Here is a 21,994-nt window from a genome sequence, read left to right on the forward strand (position 1 = left end):
TCACTGATATGAGAGATGCACGCGCGGCAGGCGGCCGTGGCGGCTTCGGCGCGCTGTTCGCGAGCGGCCAGGCGCGCGACACGATCGCACTGTGGTGCGCATTCTTCATGTGCCTGCTCGCCGTGTATGCGGCGTTCAGCTGGCTGCCGACGATGCTGGCGGCGAGCGGGCTGAGCGTGTCGGTCGCGGGGTCGGGGCTCACCGCATACAACCTCGGCGGCGTGATCGGTGCGCTGCTGTGCGCGTGGACGATCGCGCATGCGGGGTCGCGCTGGCCGCTCGTGCTGTGCAGCATCGGCGGCGCGGTGAGCGCGGTGTGGCTGATGGGTGTCGATGCGAGCCGCCACACGGGCTGGCTGATCGTCGGGCTCGGCCTGCACGGGTTGTTCGTCAATGCGGTGCAGTCGACGATGTACGCGCTCTGTGCGTACATCTACCCGACAGCGGTGCGCGCGACGGGCACCGCGAGTGCGCTCGCGTTCGGCCGGCTCGGCGCGATCCTCAGCGCATTCGCGGGCGCGGTCGTGATCACCACGGGCGGCGCCACGGCCTATCTGACGATGCTGGCGATCGCGATGGGGATTGTGTGCGTCGCGCTGCTCGTCGTGCGACGGCATATCCCGCGACTGTCGCGCGCGGCCGTGCAGCCGCGCGAAGGGGAGGAACTGGCCCGCACATCGTCGTGACGGCGGGCTCGGGGGCGAGTCGTGTTACAGCGTGGTGCGCACGTGCCAGAGCTCCGGGAACAGCACGACGTCGAGCATCTTGCGCAGGTACGGCGCGCCGCTGGTGCCGCCCGTGCCCTGCTTGAAGCCGATGATGCGCTCGACGGTCGTCACGTGACGGAAGCGCCACTGGCGGAACGCATCCTCGAGATCGACGAGTTCCTCGGCCATCTCGTAGAGCTCCCAGTGCTGCTGCGGGTGACGGTACACCTCGAGCCACGCGGCTTCGACCGTCTCGTCATGGCGGGTCGGCTGCGTCCAGTCGCGTTCCAGCCGCTCCGCCGCGATCGGGAAGCCGCGCCGCGCGAGCAGGCGCACGACTTCGTCGTAGAACGACGGCGCTTCGAGCGTCGCACGCACCTGTTCGAGGATGTCGGGCCGGTGCGCATGCGGCTGCAGCATCTGCACGTTCTTGTTGCCGAGCAGGAATTCGAGCTGCCGGTACTGGTACGACTGGAAGCCCGACGACTGCCCGAGATACGGGCGCATCGCCGAATATTCGGACGGCGTCATCGTCGACAGCACGCTCCACGCCTGCACGAGCTGCTCGAGAATCCGCGACACGCGCGCGAGCATCTTGAATGCGGGCGGCAACGCGTCGGTGCGCACCGCGTCGAGGGCGCCGCGCAACTCGAACAGCGCGAGCTTCATCCACAGCTCGCTCGTCTGATGCTGGATGATGAACAGCATCTCGTTGTGATCGGGCGACAGCGGATGCTGCGCGTCGAGGATCGAATTCAGCGACAGGTAGTCGCCGTAGCTCATCGACTTCGAGAAATCGAGCTGCGCGTTGTGCCAGCCGGCATCGCCGGGCACGTGCGACGCTTCGTGCGCGGCCTGGGCCGCGGGTGCCGAATGCGCGGCGCGTGCGCCCGAGAACGGGCAGCCCGCCGGCGCGTCTTCGCCGGGTGGCTGCATATGACCAGAATTCACGACTCTCTCCAGATTTGAATGACGGGGGCGCGGCGCGCGGCTCGCGCGCGCCGGGCAAGGCCGATCAGGTCACCGCGCCGCGTTCGGCGAACTCGGGCGCCTTCCACGCGTCGGTGGCGAGGATGTCGCGCAGCGTCTCGACGGCATCCCACACGTCGGCGAAGCGCGTATAGAGCGGCGTGAAGCCGAAGCGCAGCACGTAGGGCTCGCGGTAGTCGCCGATCACGCCGCGCGCGATCAGCGCCTGCATCACTTCGTAGCCGTGCGGATGCTCGAAGCTGGCCTGCGAGCCGCGCTGGTGATGCGCGCGCGGCGTGACGAGCTTCAGCGACAGGCCCGCGCAGCGTGCTTCGACGAGCGCGATGAACGCATCGGTCAGCGCAAGCGACTTGCGGCGGATCGTCTGCATGTCGGTCTGCAGGAACACGTCGAGCCCGCATTCGACCATCGACATCGACACGATCGGCTGCGTGCCGCACAGGAAGCGCGCGATGCCCGGATCGGGCGCGAAGCCCGGCTGCATCGCGAACGGTGCGCGGTGGCCCCACCAGCCGGACAGCGGCTGCGAGAAGTGCGCGTGATGGCGCTGCGGCACCCACACGAAGGCGGGCGACCCGGGGCCGCCGTTCAGGTACTTGTACGTGCAGCCGACCGCGCCGTCCACACGTGCGCCGTTCAGGTCGACCGGCACCGCGCCGGCCGAGTGCGCGAGATCCCACAGCATCAGGCCACCCGCGTCGTGCACGAGCTGCGTGACGGCCGGCATGTCGTGCATGTAGCCGGTGCGGTAGTTCACGTGCGTGATCATCGCGACGGCCGTGTCCGCGCCGAGCGCGCCGGGCAGGTCGGCCGGGTCGTCGATCAGGCGCAGTTCGTAGTCGCCGCCGAGCTGTTCGATCAGCCCCTGCGCGATATACAGGTCGGTCGGGAAGTTCGAGCGTTCCGACACGATCACGCGGCGCTCGGGCGCGCGCTCGGCCTGGCGGCGCACCATCGCCGACAGCAGCTTGAACAGGTTGATCGAGATCGTATCGGTCACGACCGTCTCGCCGGGTGCGCCGCCGATCAGCGTCGCGAGCTTGTCGCCGAGACGGCGCGGCAGCGCGAACCAGCCGGCCGTGTTCCAGCTGCGGATCAGGCCTTCGCCCCATTCGGCGCCGATCACCTGCTGCGCGCGGGCGGCCGATGCGCTGGGCTGCGCGCCGAGCGAGTTGCCGTCGAGGTAAATCACGCCGTCAGGCAGGGAGAACTGGGCGCGCAGCGGGGCGAGCGGATCGTCGCGGTCGAGCGCGAGCGCGTCTTCACGGGTCTTGATCATGATGTGGGGTCGTCAGTCGGGGTAATCAGGAGGCACGCGCGGGCAGCGCGCGCAGCACCGCACGCACGGGGCTTGCGTCGAGCGTCGCGAATTTCAGCGGCAGGGCGATCAGTTCGTAGTCGCCGGGCGGCACGTCGTCGAGCACGATGCCTTCGAGGATCGCCATCCGGTGTGCGCGCACGCGGTGATGCGCATCCATCGTCTTCGATTCCTGCGGGTCGAGCGACGGCGTGTCGATGCCGATCAGCTTCACGCCATGTGCGGCGAGCAGGTCGACGGTCTCGGGCGCCACCGCGCAAAAGTGGCTGTCCCACTGCTCGACGCTGGCGTGTGCACAGGTGCGCAGCAACACGCGCGGCGGAACGCCGTCGAGCGCGGCCGCGACATCGGCCGGCTGCACGACCGGCGATGCGCCGATGCAATGGATCACGCGGCACGGGCCGAGGTAAGTATCGAGCGGCACGGCGCCGATCGGCGCGCCGTCGGCGTCGTAGTGCAGCGGCGCGTCGCAGTGCGCGCCCGTGTGCGGCGACAGCGTCAGGCGTGCGACGTTGACCGGCGAGCCGGCCTCCATCCGCCACACGCGTTCGACGGAAACCGGCGTATCGCCCGGCCACACGGGGGTGGCGGGGCTGACAGGCGGCGAGATGTCCCAGAGGGTGTCCATGGCATGACGTTTCGGTGAGTCGATCCTTCGAATGATAGGTGGACGCTCGCAGAAAGTGCTTGCGAAATAAACATGGACAATCCGCCGGATTGGCAGATAATTCGACTCAGAGGGAAAACGGGGACCAAAAATGCACGCGATCACGCTCGATGCCACCGACTGCCGGATTCTGGCGGTACTGCAGGAAGAGGGCAGAATCAGCAATCTCGATCTGGCGGAACGGATTTCGCTTTCGCCATCCGCCTGTCTGCGCCGCATGCGCCTGCTCGAGGAGCAGGGCGTGATCGAGCACTATCGCGCGTGCCTGAGCCGCGAGAAGCTCGGCTTCGAGCTTGAGGCGTTCGTTCAGGTGTCGATGCGCAACGAAGAAAATCAATGGCACGAGCGCTTCGCGGAAGCGCTGCGCGAATGGCCGGAGGTCGTCGGCGCGTTCGTCGTGACGGGCGAGAGCCACTATCTGCTGCGCGTGCTCGCGCACAACCTCAAGCACTATTCGGATTTCGTGCTGAACCGGCTCTACAAGGCGCCGGGCGTGATGGACATCCGTTCCAACATCGTGCTGCAGACGCTGAAGGATGAAGCCGGCGCGCCGGTCGGGCTGGCGCGCACGGGAGCGATCAAAGCGGTGTAAGGCCGTGGAAGCCGCCGCCGTGGAACACGAGCGGCGGTGCCGTGTCCGATACCGCGCGCACGCCGCAGCGCTCCACTTCGCCGACGAAGATCACGTGGTCGCCTTCATCGTAGCGGCTGCGGTTGTGGCATTCGAACCACGCGAGCGCACCGTCGAGCACGGGCATCCCCGAGTTGCCGGCCGCATGCGCGATGCCTTCGAAGCGGTCGCCCTTGTAGGTCGAGAAGCGCTTGCACAGGTCGAGCTGCGATGCCGCAAGCACGTTCACCACGTAATGACTGTTGCCGCGGAACACCGGCGTCGACGCCGATTTGTGCGCGAGGCTCCACAGCACGAGCGGCGGATCGAGCGACACCGAGTTGAACGAGCTGGCGGTGATGCCGATCAGCTGGCCGGACGGCGCGCGCGTCGTGATCACCGTCACGCCCGTGGCGAACTGGCCGAGTGCTTGCCGGAAGGCGGCCGCGTCGAAATCCGGAGGATTGGCGTGGCTCATCGCGCGACCATCCGGAACGAGACGGGCGGGCGCGGCGCGACGCGGGCGGGGCGGGCACGGCGGACGAAAGGCGACAAGGCGGTCGAGGGGGAAGGGGTGCGCATGGCCCGATTTTAGCGGAATCGGGGCCGCCGGGCCCGGCCGGACGGCGTATTGCGGGGGCAGGGTGACGTAGCGAACACTGCGGCGCATTGCCGGACGCGCAATTGCACGCGGCGGGCATCGCCGTTCTGTCGCGCTTTCTCTGCGCTACCACCGCTCCACCCGGTGCCGCTCCGCCACATCTGTCGTCGATCCCCGCGCTATCGCGCCGCCGCCAGTCCAAGCGACAACGCGCCCGTCACGATCAGGCTCGACGCCCACACCGCATCGAGATTGAACCAGCTCCGAGACACGAACTTCAGCCCGAGATAGCGGTACACGAGCCATGCGAGCCCGCCGCCGGCACCGATCATCGCGATGGCGTGCACGGCCGCGACGACCAGCGCCATCCCGAGATGCGCATCGACGAGCGTGGCCGCCGCGCGGTGGCCGGCGTCCTGGTCGAGCCCGCACAGTCCAAGATAGATCGGCACCAGCATCAGCCCCGCGCCATGCGCGATCGCGACCGCGAACGACCACAGGCCGAGCCGCGCGGGCGGAATCCGCGCGAGCGCTCGCGGATGCCGGCGCCGGATCAGCAGCACGGCGCCGAAGCCGATCACGAGCGCGCTCGCGCCGATCCGGATCGCCGTTTGCCACGCGAGCAGCGCGGCGAGCAGCCCGAACGGCAGCATCACCGTGAAGACCGCGAGCGCATGACCCAGCGCGAGATAGCCGAGCGCCGCGACGAGCGCGCCGCCGCGGCGCGTCATCAGCGCGTTCGACACCGCGAGCGGCCAGCCCATCGCGGGGTTGAGCCCGTGATACACGCCGCTCGCGAGCACGGCCGCCCACAGCGCGAACTGGGCGTGAACGCCGGCGTTCAACGCTTGACCGACGGATAGCAGAACGAGTCGGTCGAGCAGTCGCCGCCTTCGAGCCGGATCTGGTGCGCGCGATAGCCGTCGGGGAACTCGACCCAGTAATCGTCCGCAAGCATCAGCCCGCCTTCCGGCCCCACATGCGCGAGCACCTGCGCGCCCGGCACGCCGTCCGGATAGAACTGGTCGTCCCACGTCGAATACAGCGAGTTGGTCCAGTACACGCGCTTCCCGTCGCGGCTGATCTCGACCATCTGCGGGCCGCCGGCGAACGTGCGGCCGTTCGAGTGCGGCGCCCGGCGCGCGATGCCGCCGATCCGGACCGACCCCGCGAGCACCGGGTGGTGCGGGTCCGACACGTCGTACTGGCGCATCTCGCCGGTGCCCCAGCACGACACGTAGAGGAAGCGGTCGTCGAGCGACAGGTCGATGTCGGTCACGAGCGGCGGCACCGCGCCGAATCCTTTGAGCAGCGGCGGCAGTTCATCGGCCGCGGCCGGCTCGGCCGGGATCGTCGCGGTCTTCTTCACATGGAACTTGCCGCCTTCGCGCCACCAGGTCCAGATCGAGCCTTCGAGATTGGTCGTGTCGACCACGACGCCGACGAACCCGTATTCGCGCGCCGGGTCGTGCGCGGGCCGCACCTCGAGCGCCATCTGGTGCTGCGCGCCGAGATCGATCGTCTGCACGTTGCGTCGCGCGCGCAGATCCCAGAAATGCAGCCGGTGCCCGTATTTGTTCGCGAGCAGGTCCTCGGGTACGATCCCGTTCTCGAATTGCGGCGGCAGCGCCCATTCGCTCGACACCATGTAGTCGCGCGGCAGGTTCCACCAGAAGTCGTAATGCTTGTCCTGCGGGCCGCGATCGATCTCCCAGCGGCCGAGCACGTCGAAGGTTTCGCAATCCATGATGAAGATGCCGGGTGTGCCGTCGGTGCCGTCCTTGCCCGCGCCGCCGAGCGTGCTCACGTAGATGCCCTCGGGCCCGCAGTGAACGGTGTGCGGTCGCGAATAGCCGGTCTTCGAGAAGATCTCGTCGGGCTCGATGATCTTGTGGATGCGCGCCTGGGTCGGATGCGGCTTCGTGTCGATCACGTAGATGCGCGACGAGCGCAGGCCAGGGATGATCAGGAAGCGTCGTTCGAGAAACGCATGGCCGGTCAGCGGCGACAGCGACGACGAGCACGCGTTCCAGCCGAAGTGGTGAAACTCGTCGCCGGTGGTCGGCATCGTCACCGTGTGCACGATCTTTCCGTAGGTCGACGAGCCAGGCTTCACGTCGATCACGGCGAGCGCGTCGGGTCTGGAAAAATCGGGGCTCAGCAACAACGTATAGGCAAATTCTTCCGGCGGCGCCTGCATCGCAAGTTCCGGCGAAGCATGAAACGTCGGGTCAGGCCGCATGCTCATGGTGATGCCCTCTCGATGGTATCGGATCGTGGTCGCACGGCCGTTCGTTGCGGGCGTGCGGGTCGGGGTTGCCGCGCGGCGTACGACACGCCGGCGGGAGCGATCGGCAGGCGGCTGCACGCGTCGGCGCGCGTGCAGCAACGTGCATCAGATCGTGGAAGCGGAAAAAGGCGGTGTGCCGGATCGCCGCACGCGGGGCGGGGCGGATGCACGGAAAGCGGGTGGTGCAGTCGAAGCGGCGGCCCGCGACGCGGCGACGGCCGGGCGAGTGACGCGGGCGATGTCTGTTAAGGCATGCATAGCGATGTTCCGGCAGATGATGTTTGCATCAGGGTCGGGCATGCATCGGGTGCTTGGCGCGAGACGGCGGGTTTGCCGCCGCGCTCGCGCGTGCCTAAGTGTAGACGAGAAAACGGGCGGCCGGTCGCGCGCGGCACCTGTGCACTCTGTCAGGTTCGCGCGCGAGTGAGATACTTGCCGAAGTGCCGTTGCGACCCGCACGCGGGTGGGCAGCGGCGAGACGGAACGGTGGCGCCGGCGCATGCGTGCCGGCTGCCGACATCAACGAGGGACTGATTTCATGGTGAACGAGATGCTTGAAACCGCGACATTGGGAGGCGGGTGTTTCTGGTGCACGGAGGCGGTGTTTCTCGACGTCGACGGCGTGACGGCCGTCCAGTCGGGCTACGCGGGCGGCCATACGCGCAATCCCGGCTATCGCGACATTTGCGAAGGCGATACGGGCCATGCGGAAGTCGTCAACGTGACGTTCGATCCGGCGCGCATCGGCTATCGCGAGATCCTCGAGATCTTCTTCGCGACGCACGATCCGACCCAGTTGAACCGGCAGGGCAACGACGTCGGTACGCAGTACCGGTCGGTCGTGTTCACCCATTCGGACGCGCAGCGCGACACGGCGCTCGACGTGATCCGCGAGCTGGAGCGCGAGCAGGTGTTCGGGCAGCCGATCGTCACGCAGGTCGTGCCGCTCGACGGCAACTACTGGCCGGCCGAGGATTATCACCAGAATTATTACGCGCGGAATCCGGGGCAGGGCTACTGCTCGGTCGTGATCGGGCCGAAAATCGCGAAATTCCGGCAGAAGTTCTCGCACCGGCTGAAGTCGCTGCGCGGCGCGTAAGCGTGACCGCGGCCGGCGCAAGCCGGTATCCGGTCGGTATCAAGCCGCCTCGTTGCGCCACTGCGCGCACGCGGCGGCGATCTCGCGCGCAAGCGCGATGCACGACAGCGGCGCGGAGCCTTCCGCCTTGTTGTTGATCGTGATGATCACCGGCTGCCCGGCCAGTGCATAGCGCGCGGCCAGTTCGGCGAGCGCCGAGCGCGTGGCCGGATCCTCGTCGACGAGCTTGTCGAACGGCTCGTACTTCGCTTTCGCCTGTTCGTACTTGAACCCGCCGTGCAGGCTCCAGCGCACGATCAGCGGCCCCGGCGCGTCGCCGTCGAGCAGCGCGAGCGCGGCCGCCTGGCGCAGCGGGTCGGGCATCCGCGCGTGCAGGCCGACGCAGTAGCGCACGCCGAGCGCGGCGAGCGCGCGGATGAAGCGCGGCGTGAGCAGGCTCGCGTCGCGAATCTCGATCGCATAGCGGGTGCCGTCGGTTTCCGGCGGCAGCGGCGGCAACGCCGCGAAGAACGCAGCCAGCCGGTCGATCAGTGCGGCCGGCTGCGCGAGCAGTTGATCGGGCAGCGGCGAGAACTGGAACACGAGCACGCCGGCCTTCCGGCCGAGCCCTTCGAGGCACGGCTGCACGAATTCGCGGGTGGCGAGCTGCGCGTCGAGGAAGGTCGGGTTCGGCCCCGACGGCTCGCCGCGCCGGCCGCGGATCACCGCATCGGTCACGGAGGCGGGCGCCTTCACCACGAAGCGGAAATCGTCGGGCACCTGCTGCGCGTAGCGCAGGTAGTCGGCCACCGACAGCGGGCCGTAGAACGACCGGTCAAGGCTCACGCTTTTCAGCAGCGGGTGCGCGCCATACGCTTCGAGCCCTTCGCGCGACAGCTTGGTCTGCGCGAAGTCGCCGTCGTAGACGATGCCGTCCCAGCCGGGGAAATACCACGATGACGTGCCGAGCCGGACGTTCGGCGGCAGGCCGGCCGCTGCGTCGGCCACTTCCGGCGCGATCGGCGCGGGCAGCACGCCGCGCCGGCGCCGGCCCTTCTTCGGCGGCGCGGCAGGCTGGGGCGGCTCGTCCCACAGCAGGCCGGAAGCGGCGGGCGGTGTTTCGTCTGAAGAACGGGAGTGAGTGCGGGTGCGCGGTGCCGGTTGCGCGTCGTCGGATGCGTCCGGTGTCACGTGACCGTCGGTGTCGGCAGGCGGGCCGTCGTTCTCCGGCGACGCGCGTGCAGCGTCGGCCGGCACGCCGAACAGGTCGAATTGCCCGTCGGCGTGTGGCGCGTTGGCGTCGTCGTGCTGCTGTCGTTCGGGCGGCGCCTTGCGCCGCGTCCTGCCGTCACCCATGCATGCCCAGCGTGAAGCGCCGCCTAGCGCGGCAGCGCATGTTCGTACATATAGCGCCGCGACCACGGCAGCGTTTTTGCGCTCTGCCCGGCCTTGCGGCACACGATCTGGAAGATCGACACGTCGTCGTGCTCGAACGCATACGCGCAGCCGGCGAGATACACGCGCCAGATGCGGAATTTTTCGTCGTCGACGAGTTGGCGTGCGGCTTCCGCCTTCGCCTCGAAGTTTTCCGTCCAGATGTCGAGCGTGCGCGCATAGTGCCGTCGCAGGCTTTCGACGTCAATCGCTTCGAGCCCGCCGCGCTGCGCGGCTTCCAGCGCGAGGCTGATGTGCGGCAGCTCGCCGTCCGGGAACACGTAGCGGTCGATGAACTCGCCGCCGCCGAGCGCCGTCTCGCCGCTTTCCGCGTCGGTCGACGTGATCCCGTGGTTCATCGCGATGCCGTCGTCGGCGAGCAGGTCATGGACCCGCGAGAAATAGAGCGGCAGGTTCTTGCGCCCGACGTGCTCGAACATCCCGACGCTCGTGATGCGGTCGAACTGGCCGTCGATCTCGCGGTAGTCCTGCAGCCGGATCTCGATCCTGTCTTCCAGCCCGGCAGCCTTCACGCGCGCGGTCGCGAGGTCGAACTGGTTCTGCGACAGCGTGACGCCGAGGCACTGCGCGCCGAACTTCTGCGCGGCACGGAGCACGAGCGCACCCCAGCCGCAGCCGATGTCGAGCAGGCGCTGGCCGGGCTGGAGCCGGATCTTCGTCAGGATGTGGTCGATCTTCTTGATCTGCGCGGTGGCGAGATCCTCGTCGCCGTTCTCGAAGTACGCGCACGAGTACACCATGTTCTCGTCGAGCCACAGCTGGTAGAACTCGTTCGAGACGTCGTAGTGATACTGGATCGCCTTCCTGTCGGTGCTCTTCGAGTGATTGAAGTAGCGCTTCACGCGTGCCAGCTTGCTCGCGCTCGTCACCGTGCTGCGTGCGAGCGAGTAGCCGATGTTGATGATGTCCGACAGCTTGCCTTCGATGTCGATCTTGCCCTTCACGTACGCCTCGCCGAGATTGTCGAGGCTCGGTTCGAGCAGGAGCGGCAATGCCGACGCGCTGTTCACCTTCAACGTGACCTGCGGCGCGCTGAAGGTGCCGAAATCGAGTTGATCGCCGTTCCACAGCACGAGGCGCGCCGGTATGTTCGCTTTCGCCCGTACTTCGTCCGCCCACTGTGCCAGCTTCTTTTCCCAGAACATTTGGATTCTCCGTTTGTTCGTTGAATCGAATACAGCCAAGTATCTTGACCGGCGCTCACCGCTTGCGAGGCGGGCGCCCGGATGCAACACGAGACACGACCGGCGTGCGCCGGTGCCGCGCTTACGGCGACAGGCGCGAGATCGACCAGCCCGGCGACGTGTCGGCGTCGCGCGTATAGAGCAGGCGGTCGTGCAGCCGCGACGGGCGGCCCTGCCAGAACTCGATCGAGTCGGGCACGAGGCGGTAGCCGCCCCAGTGCGGCGGGCGCGGCGGGTTGTCGCCGTAGCGTTCGCTGACGGCCTTTTCCTGCGCTTCGAGCGTCGCGCGGCTGTCGATCACCGCGCTCTGCTCCGACGCCCATGCGCCGATGCGCGAGCCGAGCGGGCGCGACGCGAAATAGCGGTCGCTTTCTTCTGCGCTGGTTTTCTCGATCCGGCCTTCGATGCGCACCTGGCGCTCGAGCTCGATCCAGTAGAACAGCAGCGCGGCCTGCGGATGCGCGGCGAGATCGCGCCCCTTGCGGCTTTCGTAATTGGTAAAGAAGACGAACCCGCGTTCGTCGACGCCCTTGATGAGCACGATGCGTGCCGACGGCCGGCCATCGTCGCCGACGGTCGCGAGCGTCATCGTGTTCGGCTCGGGCAGCTTGGCGGCGAGCGCCTCCTTGAACCAGCGGTCGAACTGGGCGAAGGGGTCGTGGGCAACGTCGGCTTCGTCAAGCGAAGCACGTGAATAATTGATGCGGAGATCGGCGAGAGTCGTCATGTTATGCAAACGCTTCAATCTGGAACCATTGTAGCCAACGCGCGAGAAACGTGCGTGCACAGTGGCGCGTGCGAGCGAGGAGTTCAGGCAAAATAGAGGGCTGCACGACTTACGTTTTCCTTGCTGCTATGTCCGCCGCCGACGCTGCCCCGCCCCGTTCCTCTGATCTTACCCCGACCCCGGAAATCCAGCTTGACGTGGATCGAGCGCGGCGCTTTGGCGGCGTCGCGCGGCTGTACGGCGCGCCGGCCGCCGCCGCGTTCGAGCGCGCGCACGTCGCGGTGATCGGCATCGGCGGCGTCGGGTCGTGGGTGGCCGAGGCGCTTGCGCGCAACGCGGTCGGCACGCTGACGCTGATCGATCTCGACAACGTCGCCGAAAGCAACACGAACCGGCAGATCCACGCGCTCGACGGCAATTACGGCAAGCCGAAGGTCGACGCGATGGCCGAGCGGATCGCGCTGATCGATCCCGCGTGCCGCGTGAACCGGATCGAGGATTTCGTCGAGCCCGACAATTTCGACGCGCTGCTCGGCGGCGGTTTCGACTACGTGATCGACGCGATCGACAGCGTGCGTACGAAGGTCGCGCTGATCGCGTGGTGCGTCGCGAAGCGCCAGCCGCTCGTCGTGGTCGGCGGCGCGGGCGGCCAGCTCGACCCGACGCGCATCCGGATCGACGATCTCGCGCTGACGATCCAGGATCCGCTGCTGTCGAAGGTGCGCGCGCAATTGCGCAAGCAGCACGGCTTTCCGCGCGGGCCGAAGGCGCGGTTCAAGGTCAGCGCCGTGTATTCGGACGAGCCGCTGATCTATCCGGAAGCGGCTGCCTGCGACCTCGAGGACGGCGCCGAGCCGTCCGCGGCCGCGCACGTCGCGGGGCTCAACTGTGCGGGATTCGGTTCGAGCGTGTGCGTGACCGCGAGTTTCGGCTTCGCGGCCGCCGCGCATGCGCTGCGCGCGATCGCGGCGCAAGCCGCCGGCTAAGCCGCTGTGAATGGCGGTCGTTGAGGAATGCTGCGGCGCGTGACACGCGCCGTCGTATGGCATGCGGGGCAATCCCGCAGCCGGGCCGTTGCGGCCCGGCGGTCACACATCAAGTTCAATTGAGCGCCATGCTCAGCTTGCGTCGCCACCCGGCGACGAGGTCGGGGCGATCGCCGGCCAGCTCGAACACCGAGATCAGTGTGCGGCGGCCGAGATCGTCGCCGTAAGCGCGATCGCGCGTGACGATTTCCAGCAACTGCTCCACCGCGCCCTCATACGCTCGCCGCGCGATCAGGCTCTGCGCGAGATCGAAACGCGCGTCGAGATCGGCCGGGTTCGCCGCGATGCGCGCTTCGAGCGCATCGGTCGGCGGCAGGTCGGCCGTGGCTTCGAGTGCGTCGAAACGGGTCTTGATCGCCTGGTAGCGCGGATCGCCATTCTGCACGGTCTGCGGCGACAGGCGCTCGGTCTCGGCGCGCGCGGCGTCGACCTGGTTGCTCGCGAGCAGCAGTTCGATCAGATCGAGGCGTGCGTCGTCGAAGCCGGGGTTCAGCGCGAGCGCCGCCTCGAGGTGCGTGAGCGCGTCGTCGTAGCGCTCCTCGGCCATCGCGTACTGCGCGGCGCGCCGTTCGGCCTCCTCGGGGGCCGGCAGCAGCCGGTCGAGGAAGGCGCGCAACTGGCCTTCGGGCAGCACGCCGACGAACTGGTCGACCGGGCGCCCGTCGGCGAACGCGATCACGTGCGGGATGCTGCGCGTCTGGAAGTGCGCGGCGAGTTCCTGGTTCTCGTCGACGTTGACCTTCACGAGCTTCCAGCGGCCTTCGTAGTCGCCTTCGAGCTTTTCCAGCAGCGGGCCGAGCGTCTTGCAGGGGCCGCACCACGGCGCCCAGAAGTCGACCAGCACGGGTGCGTCCAACGACGCCTCGATGACGTCTTTCTCGAATGTGGCAAGCGTGGTGTCCATGTCGTTCTCTTTCGTTCGAATGTCGTCAGGATGGGGGCAGTGCGCCCCTTTTTCAACGCGGCTTCGATTCGGGCAGCGGAATCCACTCGGTCTCGCCCGGCACCTTGCCCATTTCCTGGCGCGTCCATGCTTCTTTCGCGCGCTCGATCGCTTCGCGGCTGCTGGCGACGAAATTCCATTCGATGAAGCGCTCGCCGTCGATCTTGTCGCCGCCGAGCAGCATCGCGCGCGCGCCGTTGCCGCTCGTCAGCGTGACGGCGGCGCCGGGCGTGAGTACGGCCATCTGCTCGGCCGGCACGGGCGTGCCGTCGATCGCGAGCTCGCCGTCGACCACGTAGACCGCGCGTTCCTCGTGCGACGCGTCGAGTTCGAGACGGCCGCCGGCCGCGAATTCGGCCGCGACGTACAGCGTGCGCGAGAACGTCGTGACCGGCGAGCGCAGCCCGAACGCGTCGCCGGCGATCACCGTCAGCGACACGCCGTCCTCATTGCGCTTCGGCAGCGTGTCGGCCGCATGGTGCTCGAACGACGGCTCGGTCGTCTCGTGCGCGCGCGGCAGCGCGACCCAGGTCTGGATCCCGTGCACGGTGTGGCCGTTTTCGCGCTGCGCGTCGGGCGTGCGTTCGGAGTGGACGATCCCGCGGCCGGCCGTCATCCAGTTCACGTCGCCCGGCACGATTTCCTGCAGCGAACCGAGGTTGTCGCGGTGCAGGATCGCGCCGTCGAACAGGTAGGTGACGGTGGCGAGGCCGATATGCGGGTGCGGGCGCACGTCGAGCCCCGTGCCGGGCGGCAGCGTGGCGGGGCCCATGTGATCGAAGAAGATGAACGGGCCGACGAGGCGTGCGGCGAGTGCGGGCAGCGTGCGGCGCACCTGCAGGTTGCCGATGTCGCGCACGTGCGGCTTCAGCAGGGCTTTGATCGGAGCGGTCATGGCGGATCCTGTGGGGCGGCGGGGGATGCCGGTCATTGTACTGGCCGTCCGCCGCCGATTCCATGCGCGCCGCGCGGGTATCGGGCCGGGGGCTGAAACCCGGTAGACTGACCGACTTCTCGGGAACACGCCGGGCCGCCCGGGTTTTCGCCCCAAAGGACGTCCCGTTCGGGATGGCCGCGTCGGGGAGCCCGGCGCAAAGCGACAGGGCCCGAGTACACCTTGCACAACAATTCGACAATCGAGGAGACGCCGATGATGGCCCCGAAGGACTTGCTGCTTGCGCTGGTCGTGATCATGGCGTGGGGCGTGAACTTCGTCGTGATCAAGGTCGGCCTGCACGGCATGCCGCCGATGCTGCTCGGCGCGCTGCGCTTCACGCTCGCGGCGGTGCCCGCGGTGTTCTTCGTGCGCCGGCCGCAGATTCCGTGGCGCCTGCTGGTGCTGTATGGCGCGACGATCCAGCTCGGCCAGTTCGTGTTCCTGTTCACCGGCATGTACGTCGGCATGCCGGCCGGCCTCGCATCGCTCGTGCTGCAGTCGCAGGCGTTCTTCACGCTCGTGTTCGCGATGCTGTTCCTCGGCGAGCGGCTGCGCATGCAGAACCTGCTCGGCCTCGCGATCGCCGCGGGCGGGCTTGTCGTGATCGCGGCGCAGGGCGGCCGCGCGATGACGCTCGCGGGCTTCCTGCTGACGATCTGCTCGGCGGCGATGTGGGCGTTCGGCAACATCGTCACGAAGAAGGTCGGCAAGGCGAACCTCGTGTCGCTCGTCGTGTGGGCCAGCCTCGTGCCGCCCGTGCCGTTCTTCCTGCTGTCGCTGTGGTTCGAAGGGCCGCAGCGGATCGCGACCGCGCTCGCCGGGCTGAACGGTGCGTCGATCTTCGCGGTCGTCTATCTCGCGTTCGTCGCGACGCTGCTCGGCTACGGGCTGTGGAGCCGCCTGCTGTCGCGTTATCCGGCCGCGCAGGTCGCGCAATTCTCGCTGCTGGTGCCGGTCGTCGGCCTCGCATCGTCGGCGCTGCTGCTCGACGAGCATCTGACGCGCACGCAGCTGATCGGCACGGCGCTCGTGATGGGCGGGCTCGCGGTGAACGTGTTCGGCGGGAAACTGATGCGCCGCTTCGCGGCATCGTGACGCGCCGGCACGCACTGCGTGCCGGCGGCGGGGCGGGGTGGCCGGGTACGGCCGTCAGGCCATCCGGCTCTTCGCGAGCGGCGGATTCGCCGCGAAATAACGCTTGATGCCGCGGAAGATCGCGTCGGCCATCTGGTCGCGATAGCCGTCGTCGTTCAGGCGGCTTTCTTCTTCCGGGTTGCTGATGAAAGCCGTCTCGACGAGGATCGACGGAATGTCGGGCGCCTTCAGCACCGCGAACCCGGCCTGCTCGACCGAGCCCTTGTGCAGCTTGTTGATGCCGCCCACTTCCTTCAGCACGTAGTTGCCGTAGCGCAGCGAATCGCGGATCTGCGCGGTCGTCGACATGTCGAACAGCGCGCGGTTCACGGTCGCGTCCGCCGTCTTGATGTTGATGCCGCCGATCAGGTCGGACGAATTTTCCTTGTTCGCCATCCAGCGCGCCGCGGCGCTCGTCGCGCCGTGGTCGGACAGCGCGAACACCGACGAGCCGCGTGCGGACGGCGTCGTGAATGCATCGGCGTGGATCGATACGAACAGGTCGGCGCCCACGCGGCGGGCCTTCTGCACGCGCACGTTCAGCGGCACGAAGAAGTCGGCGTCGCGCGTCATCATCGCGCGCATGTTCGGTGCGCCGTCGATCTTCGCGCGCAGCTTCTTCGCGATGTCGAGCGCGATGTGCTTCTCGTACGTGCCACCGCCGCCGATCGCGCCCGGATCCTCGCCGCCATGGCCCGGATCGATCGCCACCGTCAGCAGGCGCACGGTGCCGCCCTTGCCGGATTTCGGCGCCGTGAACTTGTAGGTGTCGCCGTCGTCGTCGCTGTCGTCGCGGCGCGCGATGACGGGCGGCGGCTTGACCGCCGGCTTCGCGGGCGTCGAAGGCGTGGCGGGCGGCGTGTGCGGCGTGGCCGGCGTGTTCTGCGCGAAGCGCTGGAAGAATGCGTCGCTGTTGTCGCCCGCGGCAGGCGGCGGCAGGGGCGTACCCGGGCCGGCCAGCGCGGTCGGCGGCTGCATCTGCTGCGCGCGCGTCGTGTCGTTGAGCGCCTGCTCCTTGCGTTCCGTCTGTGCGATCAGGTCGGACAGCGGATCGGGCGCGACGGCCGGATACAGGTCGAACACGAGCCGGTACTTGTAGGTGCCGACCGGCGGCAGCGTGAACACCTGCGGTTTCACCGAGCCTTTCAGGTCGAACACCATCCGCACGACGTGCGGCTGATACTGGCCGACGCGCACCGACTGGATCTGCGGATCGTTCGGCGCGATCTTCGACACGAGGTCGCGCAGCGCCTGGTCGAGGTCGAGGCCGGTCAGGTCGACGACGAGACGGTCGGGCCCTTGCAGCAGCTGTTGGCTATTCTGCAGCGGCTGGTCGGATTCGATCGTGACGCGCGTGTAATCGCGTGCGGGCCACACACGCACGCCGAGCACCGACGATGCGTGCGCGAGCCGCGGTGCGACGAGACCGAGCACCAGCGTCGACGCGCCCGCGCACAGGATCTGGCGGCGCCGCCAGTTGTGCGTCGCGGTGGCCGCCGATTCGATCGAGCGGAACGGTTTGATCAACATCTTTCGAGACATGCCTTTCCTGAAGCGCTGTACGCCCGGACGGTGAGGGCGCGGCCGTCGCCATCCACGTCGAGCGAGAAAACCAGATCGGGTACGCCGAGCAGCGTGCCCGCCTGTTGTGGCCATTCGACGAGGCAGATCGCGCTGGAATTGAAATATTCGCGAAAGCCTGCGTCGGACCATTCGGCCGGATCGTTGAAACGATACAGATCGAAGTGATAGACCTCGAGTTCCCCATCGTCGCGTTCGAGTGCGTACGGCTCGACGAGCGTATAGGTCGGACTGCGCACACGCCCCGTGTGGCCGAGGCCCCGCAGGATCGCGCGGACGAGGGATGTCTTGCCCGCGCCGAGATCGCCGACCAGCTGGATCTGCAGCCCGTCGAATGCATGCGCGCGGGCGAGTTCGACGCGTGCCGCGTCGAGCGCGTGTGCGAAGCGGGTGCCGAAAGCCTCGGTCGCCGCTTCGTCGGCGAGCGCGATCACGCGCTGCTCGAGCGGGGCGGGCAACGTGATGACATGAGGCGGGTGGCTGGACGTGGCTGACATTCTCGTAAAATAGTGCGATGAACCGATTACCGGAACTCGCCGCATCCGACAGGCCTTCGACTTGTGCCGAAGGCGCGGCACCGTGCGCGCTCGACGATGCGGCGTTGACTGCGCTCGCCGCGCGCATCAGGGCGTGGGGGCGCGAATTGGGTTTCGGGGCGATCGGCATCAGCGATACCGATCTCTCGGATGCCGAAGCAGGCCTCGCCGCCTGGCTGGAAGCCGGATACCACGGCGAAATGGATTATATGGCGAAACATGGGATGAAACGCGCGCGTCCGGCCGAACTTGTGGCCGGTACGCGACGCGTGATCTCCGCCCGGCTCGCCTATCTGCCGGCCGAAACGCTGGCCGCCGACGCACCTGACAGCGAGCCAGGCGCGCTCTTGCCGCACGACTGGCGTGCGCGCGAACGGGCCCGGCTCGACGATCCGCAGGCGGCCGTCGTGTCGATCTACGCACGCGGCCGCGACTATCACAAGGTGCTGCGCAACCGCCTGCAGACGCTCGCGGAGCGCATCGAGCAGGAGATCGGCGCGTTCGGCTACCGCGTGTTCACCGATTCGGCGCCCGTGCTCGAGGTCGAGCTCGCGCAGAAGGCCGGCGTCGGCTGGCGCGGCAAGCACACGCTGCTGCTGCAGCGCGATGCGGGCTCGCTGTTCTTCCTCGGCGAGATCTACGTCGACGTGCCGCTGCCGACCGACGCGCACACGTCCCCCGACACCGCGCCCGAAACGCCCGGCGCGCACTGCGGCAGCTGCACGCGCTGTATCGCCGCCTGTCCGACCGGTGCGATCGTCGAGCCATACCGCGTCGATGCGCGCCGCTGCATCTCGTACCTGACGATCGAACTGAAAGGCAGCATCCCCGAGCCGCTGCGGCCGATGATCGGCAATCGCGTGTACGGCTGCGACGACTGCCAGCTCGTGTGCCCGTGGAACAAGTTCGCGCAGGCCGCGCCCGTCGCCGATTTCGACGTGCGGCACGGCCTCGACCGCGCGACGCTCGTCGAGCTGTTTGCGTGGGATGCGGGCACGTTCGATACGCGCATGCAGGGCAGTGCGATCCGGCGCATCGGCTACGAAAGCTGGCTGCGCAATCTCGCGGTCGGGCTCGGCAATGCGCTGCGCGCGGACGCGGGCCGGCTCGCGCCGCAGGCGCGCGATGCGATCGTCGCCGCGTTGCGCGCGCGGGCCGACGATCCGTCGCCGGTCGTGCGCGAGCATGTCGAGTGGGCGCTGCGTGCCGCGTGAAGGCGGCGTAAAGTGTCGTCGGCGCGCGGTGGTGCCGCGCGCATCCATCGGTCAGGAGAGGGCCATGTTCAATGCAGTCATCGACGCGCCGTTCGGCAAGGTCGGCATCCGCACGGATGCCGCGGTGGTGCGCGAGATCGTCTATCTGCCCGAATCGGTGAAGTCGGTCGATCCGGATTCGCCGCTCGCCAAGCGCGCGGTCAAGCAGATCGAACGTTATTTCGAGCGCGCGTCGGCGCGCTTCGACCTGCCGCTCGCCGAAGTCGGCAGCGCGTTCCAGCACCGCGTGTGGGACGTGATCAGCGATATTCCGCCCGGCACGGTGCTGACCTACGGGCAGGTCGCGAAGCGGATCGGCAGCGCGCCGCGCGCGGTCGGCCAGGCGTGCGGCGCGAACTACTTCCCGCTCGTGATTCCGTGCCATCGCGTCGTCGCGGCGGGCGGTCTCGGCGGCTTCGCGAACCACGACGACAACGGTTATTACCAGAAAGTGAAGCGCTGGCTGCTGGCGCACGAAGGCGTGCCGTACTGATGAGTGAATCGCTGATTTCCCCCGAAGCCGACGGCGATGCCGCCGAGGCGTCCGCCGCGCTGCTCGCGAGCCGTGCGTCGATCGACGTTTTTTGCGATGCGCTGTGGCTCGAGCACGGGCTCGCGCGCAATACGCTCGACGCGTACCGACGCGATCTGGCGCTGTTTTCCCAATGGCTGGCAGAGACGCACGACGCGCCGCTCGATTCGGTCGACGAAGCGATGGTGACGGGCTACATCGCCGCGCGCAGCGACGGCAAGGCGACGTCGTCGAACCGGCGGCTGTCCGTGTTCCGGCGCTATTACGGCTGGGCCTTGCGCGAGCATCGCGCGAGCGCCGACCCGACGCTGCGGATCACGTCCGCGAAACAGGCGGCCCGGTTTCCGTCGACGCTGTCGGAGGCGCAGGTCGAGGCGCTGCTCGGCGCACCCGACATCGGCACGCCGCTCGGCCTGCGCGATCGCACGATGCTCGAGCTGATGTATGCGAGCGGGTTGCGCGTGAGCGAGCTCGTGATGCTGAAGACCGTCGAGGTCGGGCTCAACGAGGGCGTCGTGCGCGTGATGGGCAAGGGCTCGAAGGAGCGGCTCGTGCCGTTCGGCGAAGTCGCGCACGGCTGGATCGAGCGCTACCTGCGCGAGGCGCGGCCGGCACTGCTCGGCGCGCGCGCGGCCGACGCGCTGTTCGTGACCGCACGCGGCGACGGGATGACGCGCCAGCAGTTCTGGAACATCATCAAGCGCCACGCGCAGCACGCGGACGTGCGCGCGCACCTGTCGCCGCATACGCTGCGGCATGCGTTCGCGACGCACCTGCTGAACCACGGCGCCGACCTGCGCGTCGTGCAGCTGCTGCTCGGCCACAGCGACATCTCGACCACGCAGATCTATACGCACGTTGCACGCGAGCGCTTGAAGACGCTGCACGCGCAACACCATCCGCGCGGTTAGCGCATCCGGCGTGGCGCGGGTTGTGTCACGCGCCGCGCCGGCCCAGGTCAGACCAGTTCGCGCAGCTTGTGCTTCAGCACCTTGCCCGTCGACGCGGCCGGCAGCGCGTCGAGCGCACGGATGTGCGCGGGGCGTTTGTAAGGCGCGAGCCGCTCCGCACACCACGCGTGCAACGCCGCTTCGTCCGCCGTCGCGCCGGGCACCAGCTCGACGAACGCGAGCACTTCCTCGTTGCCTTCGACCGCGCGGCCGATGACGGCCGCCTGCACGACGTCCGGATGTGCGTTCAGCACCTGTTCGACTTCGACCGGATAGACGTTGAAGCCCGACCGGATGATCAGCTCCTTGCTGCGGCCCGCGATCGTCACGGCGCCGTCCGCCTCCTGCCGTGCGAGATCGCCGGTGCTCAGCCAGCCGTCCGGCGACACGGCCGCGTGTGTCGCGTCCGCGTTGCGGTAATAACCGAGCATCACGTTCGGCCCGCGCACGCGGATCTCGCCGACTTCACCCGGCGGTACGTCGGTGCCGTCCGGCGCGACGATCCGCATCTCCACGCCGGGAATCGGCACGCCGACCGAGCCGTCGGTGCGCGGCGCGTCGAGTGGCGTCTGCGTGATCGTCGGGCTGCTTTCGGTCATCCCGTAGCCGTTGTGCAGCGGCACGCCGTACAGGCGCTCGACGCGCGCCTTCAGGTTCGCGTCGAGCGGCGAGCCGCCCGAATACGCGAAGCGCAGGCGCGGTGCGCGCCACGCGTGGCCGTGCGTGTGCAGGTGTTCGAGCAGCTTCGCGTGCATCGCGGGCACGCCCTGGAAGATCGTGACGCCTTCGTCGGCGAGCGCGACGCGCACGGCTTCCGGCGAGAAGCGCGGCACGAGCCGCAGCGTCGCGCCCGCGTACAGGCTGCCGAGGCAGACCGACGCGAGCCCATACACATGCGACACGGGCAGCACGGTGTAGACGACGTCGTCGGGCGACACGCGGCGCAGCGTGCTCGACGTCGCCGCGATGAACAGCAGGTTGCGATGCGACAGCATCACGCCTTTCGGCGTGCCGGTCGTGCCGGTCGTGTAGATCAGCGCCGCGCATTGCGCGGCACCGTCGGCGGCGACCGGTTCGCCCGGCGCGTTGGCGTCGACGCGATACGACCACGCACCGATGTCGACCGGCAGCCTGCCGGCAGGTGTCGCGCCGTGCCGTTCGGCATGCGTGCGCGCGTCGGGCGATGTGTCGGTGGCGAACGCGATCAGCTTCGGACGCGCGTGCGCGGCGATCGCGTCGAGTTCGCTGGCGGACAACCGCGCGTTCGACACGAGCGCCCACGCGTCGAGGCGCGCGACCGCGAACAGCAGCACGATCTGTGCGACGCAGTTTTCGGCGACGATCATCACGCGGTCGCCGCCTTGCACGCCGAGGTTGGCGAGCAGCGCGGCGGCCGCATCGACGGCCCGCGACAGATCGCCGTACGCCAGGCGGCGCGCGTCCTCGATCAGCCAG

Annotated in this window: 22 protein-coding genes; 8 read left to right on the top strand and 14 right to left on the bottom strand. The window is 68.4% G+C overall.

Annotated elements, in window-relative coordinates:
• The coding region (locus G3N99_RS14285; protein WP_206122700.1) for an MFS transporter at positions 1 to 686 on the top strand (686 nt) is incomplete at its 5' end.
• Between the two features lie 24 nt (positions 687 to 710).
• Here G3N99_RS14285 and kynA read toward each other — a convergent pair.
• The 3 genes from kynA to kynB form a co-directional block, all read right to left on the bottom strand.
• Positions 711 to 1,643, bottom strand: coding sequence for a tryptophan 2,3-dioxygenase (gene kynA, locus G3N99_RS14290; RefSeq protein ID WP_174941687.1), 933 nt, complete (start codon positions 1,641 to 1,643; stop codon positions 711 to 713).
• A 79-nt stretch (positions 1,644 to 1,722) separates the two neighbouring features.
• Entirely contained in the window at positions 1,723 to 2,973 is a 1,251-nt protein-coding gene (gene kynU / locus G3N99_RS14295; protein WP_206122707.1) for a kynureninase, read from the bottom strand.
• A gap of 28 nt (positions 2,974 to 3,001) precedes the next feature.
• Complete coding sequence (gene kynB, locus G3N99_RS14300) at positions 3,002 to 3,643, bottom strand: arylformamidase (RefSeq protein WP_206122701.1); 642 nt, start codon at positions 3,641 to 3,643, stop codon at positions 3,002 to 3,004.
• Between the two features lie 130 nt (positions 3,644 to 3,773).
• Here kynB and G3N99_RS14305 point away from each other — a divergent pair, with 130 nt between their 5' ends.
• A complete protein-coding gene (locus G3N99_RS14305; RefSeq protein ID WP_006477992.1) occupies positions 3,774 to 4,274 on the top strand; it encodes an Lrp/AsnC family transcriptional regulator in 501 nt (166 codons plus the stop codon).
• On the opposite strand, the gene G3N99_RS14310 is transcribed toward G3N99_RS14305, so the two are convergent.
• The 3 genes from G3N99_RS14310 to G3N99_RS14320 all read right to left on the bottom strand — a co-directional run bounded on the left by G3N99_RS14310 (position 4,261) and on the right by G3N99_RS14320 (position 7,141).
• Complete coding sequence (locus G3N99_RS14310) at positions 4,261 to 4,770, bottom strand: flavin reductase family protein (protein WP_011353017.1); 510 nt, start codon at positions 4,768 to 4,770, stop codon at positions 4,261 to 4,263. The genes G3N99_RS14305 and G3N99_RS14310 overlap by 14 nt on opposite strands.
• Before the next feature lie 302 nt (positions 4,771 to 5,072).
• The gene (locus G3N99_RS14315; protein ID WP_174989585.1) at positions 5,073 to 5,738 is read right to left on the bottom strand and encodes a hypothetical protein; all 666 of its coding nucleotides are present in this window, start codon (positions 5,736 to 5,738) and stop codon (positions 5,073 to 5,075) included.
• Entirely contained in the window at positions 5,735 to 7,141 is a 1,407-nt protein-coding gene (locus G3N99_RS14320; protein ID WP_206122702.1) for a selenium-binding family protein, read from the bottom strand. The genes G3N99_RS14315 and G3N99_RS14320 overlap by 4 nt, the downstream gene beginning before the upstream one ends.
• A gap of 580 nt (positions 7,142 to 7,721) precedes the next feature.
• On the opposite strand from G3N99_RS14320, the gene msrA reads away from it, so the two are divergent.
• Entirely contained in the window at positions 7,722 to 8,282 is a 561-nt protein-coding gene (msrA, locus tag G3N99_RS14325; protein ID WP_174941434.1) for a peptide-methionine (S)-S-oxide reductase MsrA, read from the top strand.
• 39 nt (positions 8,283 to 8,321) lie between these two features.
• Here the strand turns inward: msrA and G3N99_RS14330 are convergent, their stop codons facing one another.
• The 3 genes from G3N99_RS14330 to pdxH all read right to left on the bottom strand — a co-directional run bounded on the left by G3N99_RS14330 (position 8,322) and on the right by pdxH (position 11,627).
• Positions 8,322 to 9,617, bottom strand: a complete 1,296-nt coding sequence (locus tag G3N99_RS14330) for a DUF72 domain-containing protein (RefSeq protein ID WP_206122703.1) — start codon at positions 9,615 to 9,617, stop codon at positions 8,322 to 8,324.
• A 23-nt stretch (positions 9,618 to 9,640) separates the two neighbouring features.
• Positions 9,641 to 10,861 (bottom strand): cyclopropane-fatty-acyl-phospholipid synthase family protein, encoded by a 1,221-nt coding sequence (locus G3N99_RS14335; protein WP_174941438.1) that lies wholly within the window; start codon positions 10,859 to 10,861, stop codon positions 9,641 to 9,643.
• Positions 10,862 to 10,982: 121 nt separating this feature from the next.
• Positions 10,983 to 11,627: a pyridoxamine 5'-phosphate oxidase gene (gene pdxH / locus G3N99_RS14340; RefSeq protein WP_174941440.1), complete on the bottom strand. Its 645-nt coding sequence runs from the start codon at positions 11,625 to 11,627 to the stop codon at positions 10,983 to 10,985.
• Between the two features lie 128 nt (positions 11,628 to 11,755).
• Here pdxH and G3N99_RS14345 point away from each other — a divergent pair, with 128 nt between their 5' ends.
• Complete coding sequence (locus G3N99_RS14345) at positions 11,756 to 12,613, top strand: tRNA threonylcarbamoyladenosine dehydratase (protein WP_174944912.1); 858 nt, start codon at positions 11,756 to 11,758, stop codon at positions 12,611 to 12,613.
• 115 nt (positions 12,614 to 12,728) lie between these two features.
• Here the strand turns inward: G3N99_RS14345 and trxA are convergent, their stop codons facing one another.
• Positions 12,729 to 13,577 carry a thioredoxin gene (trxA, locus tag G3N99_RS14350; protein ID WP_174930624.1) on the bottom strand — a complete coding sequence of 283 codons (849 nt, stop codon included), beginning with the start codon at positions 13,575 to 13,577 and terminating at the stop codon, positions 12,729 to 12,731.
• A 52-nt stretch (positions 13,578 to 13,629) separates the two neighbouring features.
• Positions 13,630 to 14,511 carry a pirin family protein gene (locus G3N99_RS14355; protein ID WP_206122704.1) on the bottom strand — a complete coding sequence of 294 codons (882 nt, stop codon included), beginning with the start codon at positions 14,509 to 14,511 and terminating at the stop codon, positions 13,630 to 13,632.
• Positions 14,512 to 14,769: 258 nt separating this feature from the next.
• Here G3N99_RS14355 and G3N99_RS14360 point away from each other — a divergent pair, with 258 nt between their 5' ends.
• Positions 14,770 to 15,648, top strand: coding sequence for an EamA family transporter (locus tag G3N99_RS14360; RefSeq protein WP_206122708.1), 879 nt, complete (start codon positions 14,770 to 14,772; stop codon positions 15,646 to 15,648).
• Positions 15,649 to 15,702: 54 nt separating this feature from the next.
• Here the strand turns inward: G3N99_RS14360 and G3N99_RS14365 are convergent, their stop codons facing one another.
• Positions 15,703 to 17,229: an N-acetylmuramoyl-L-alanine amidase gene (locus tag G3N99_RS14365; RefSeq protein ID WP_174941446.1), complete on the bottom strand. Its 1,527-nt coding sequence runs from the start codon at positions 17,227 to 17,229 to the stop codon at positions 15,703 to 15,705.
• Complete coding sequence (gene tsaE, locus G3N99_RS14370; RefSeq protein ID WP_174941448.1) at positions 17,211 to 17,765, bottom strand: tRNA (adenosine(37)-N6)-threonylcarbamoyltransferase complex ATPase subunit type 1 TsaE; 555 nt, start codon at positions 17,763 to 17,765, stop codon at positions 17,211 to 17,213. Before tsaE ends, G3N99_RS14365 begins: the two co-directional genes overlap by 19 nt.
• 17 nt (positions 17,766 to 17,782) lie before the next feature.
• Between tsaE and queG the strand changes: the two genes are divergently transcribed.
• The 3 genes from queG to xerD all read left to right on the top strand — a co-directional run bounded on the left by queG (position 17,783) and on the right by xerD (position 20,500).
• Complete coding sequence (gene queG / locus G3N99_RS14375; protein ID WP_206122705.1) at positions 17,783 to 19,018, top strand: tRNA epoxyqueuosine(34) reductase QueG; 1,236 nt, start codon at positions 17,783 to 17,785, stop codon at positions 19,016 to 19,018.
• 64 nt (positions 19,019 to 19,082) lie between these two features.
• Entirely contained in the window at positions 19,083 to 19,550 is a 468-nt protein-coding gene (locus G3N99_RS14380; RefSeq protein WP_034190552.1) for a methylated-DNA--[protein]-cysteine S-methyltransferase, read from the top strand.
• Positions 19,550 to 20,500 (top strand): site-specific tyrosine recombinase XerD, encoded by a 951-nt coding sequence (gene xerD / locus G3N99_RS14385; protein WP_174944957.1) that lies wholly within the window; start codon positions 19,550 to 19,552, stop codon positions 20,498 to 20,500. The genes G3N99_RS14380 and xerD overlap by 1 nt, the downstream gene beginning before the upstream one ends.
• Before the next feature lie 47 nt (positions 20,501 to 20,547).
• Here xerD and G3N99_RS14390 read toward each other — a convergent pair whose 3' ends face one another.
• Positions 20,548 to 21,990 (bottom strand): AMP-binding protein, encoded by a 1,443-nt coding sequence (locus G3N99_RS14390; RefSeq protein ID WP_241011636.1) that lies wholly within the window; start codon positions 21,988 to 21,990, stop codon positions 20,548 to 20,550.
• Positions 21,991 to 21,994 lie beyond the last annotated feature (4 nt).

The organism is Burkholderia sp. Ac-20392 (assembly GCF_017104585.1).
GTDB lineage: Bacteria > Pseudomonadota > Gammaproteobacteria > Burkholderiales > Burkholderiaceae > Burkholderia > Burkholderia lata.

Coding starts and splice junctions, on each gene's coding strand:
- G3N99_RS14360 (WP_206122708.1), top strand. CDS start 14,770: ATGGCCCCGAAGGACTTGCTGCTTGCGCTGGTCGTGATCATGGCGTGG.
- G3N99_RS14305 (WP_006477992.1), top strand. CDS start 3,774: ATGCACGCGATCACGCTCGATGCCACCGACTGCCGGATTCTGGCGGTA.
- G3N99_RS14345 (WP_174944912.1), top strand. CDS start 11,756: ATGTCCGCCGCCGACGCTGCCCCGCCCCGTTCCTCTGATCTTACCCCG.
- xerD (WP_174944957.1), top strand. CDS start 19,550: ATGAGTGAATCGCTGATTTCCCCCGAAGCCGACGGCGATGCCGCCGAG.
- G3N99_RS14310 (WP_011353017.1), bottom strand. CDS start 4,770: ATGAGCCACGCCAATCCTCCGGATTTCGACGCGGCCGCCTTCCGGCAA.
- trxA (WP_174930624.1), bottom strand. CDS start 13,577: ATGGACACCACGCTTGCCACATTCGAGAAAGACGTCATCGAGGCGTCG.
- pdxH (WP_174941440.1), bottom strand. CDS start 11,627: ATGACGACTCTCGCCGATCTCCGCATCAATTATTCACGTGCTTCGCTT.
- tsaE (WP_174941448.1), bottom strand. CDS start 17,765: ATGTCAGCCACGTCCAGCCACCCGCCTCATGTCATCACGTTGCCCGCC.
- kynB (WP_206122701.1), bottom strand. CDS start 3,643: ATGGACACCCTCTGGGACATCTCGCCGCCTGTCAGCCCCGCCACCCCC.
- G3N99_RS14365 (WP_174941446.1), bottom strand. CDS start 17,229: ATGTCTCGAAAGATGTTGATCAAACCGTTCCGCTCGATCGAATCGGCG.
- queG (WP_206122705.1), top strand. CDS start 17,783: ATGAACCGATTACCGGAACTCGCCGCATCCGACAGGCCTTCGACTTGT.
- msrA (WP_174941434.1), top strand. CDS start 7,722: ATGGTGAACGAGATGCTTGAAACCGCGACATTGGGAGGCGGGTGTTTC.
- kynA (WP_174941687.1), bottom strand. CDS start 1,643: ATGCAGCCACCCGGCGAAGACGCGCCGGCGGGCTGCCCGTTCTCGGGC.
- G3N99_RS14380 (WP_034190552.1), top strand. CDS start 19,083: ATGTTCAATGCAGTCATCGACGCGCCGTTCGGCAAGGTCGGCATCCGC.
- G3N99_RS14330 (WP_206122703.1), bottom strand. CDS start 9,617: ATGGGTGACGGCAGGACGCGGCGCAAGGCGCCGCCCGAACGACAGCAG.
- G3N99_RS14335 (WP_174941438.1), bottom strand. CDS start 10,861: ATGTTCTGGGAAAAGAAGCTGGCACAGTGGGCGGACGAAGTACGGGCG.
- G3N99_RS14355 (WP_206122704.1), bottom strand. CDS start 14,511: ATGACCGCTCCGATCAAAGCCCTGCTGAAGCCGCACGTGCGCGACATC.
- G3N99_RS14320 (WP_206122702.1), bottom strand. CDS start 7,141: ATGAGCATGCGGCCTGACCCGACGTTTCATGCTTCGCCGGAACTTGCG.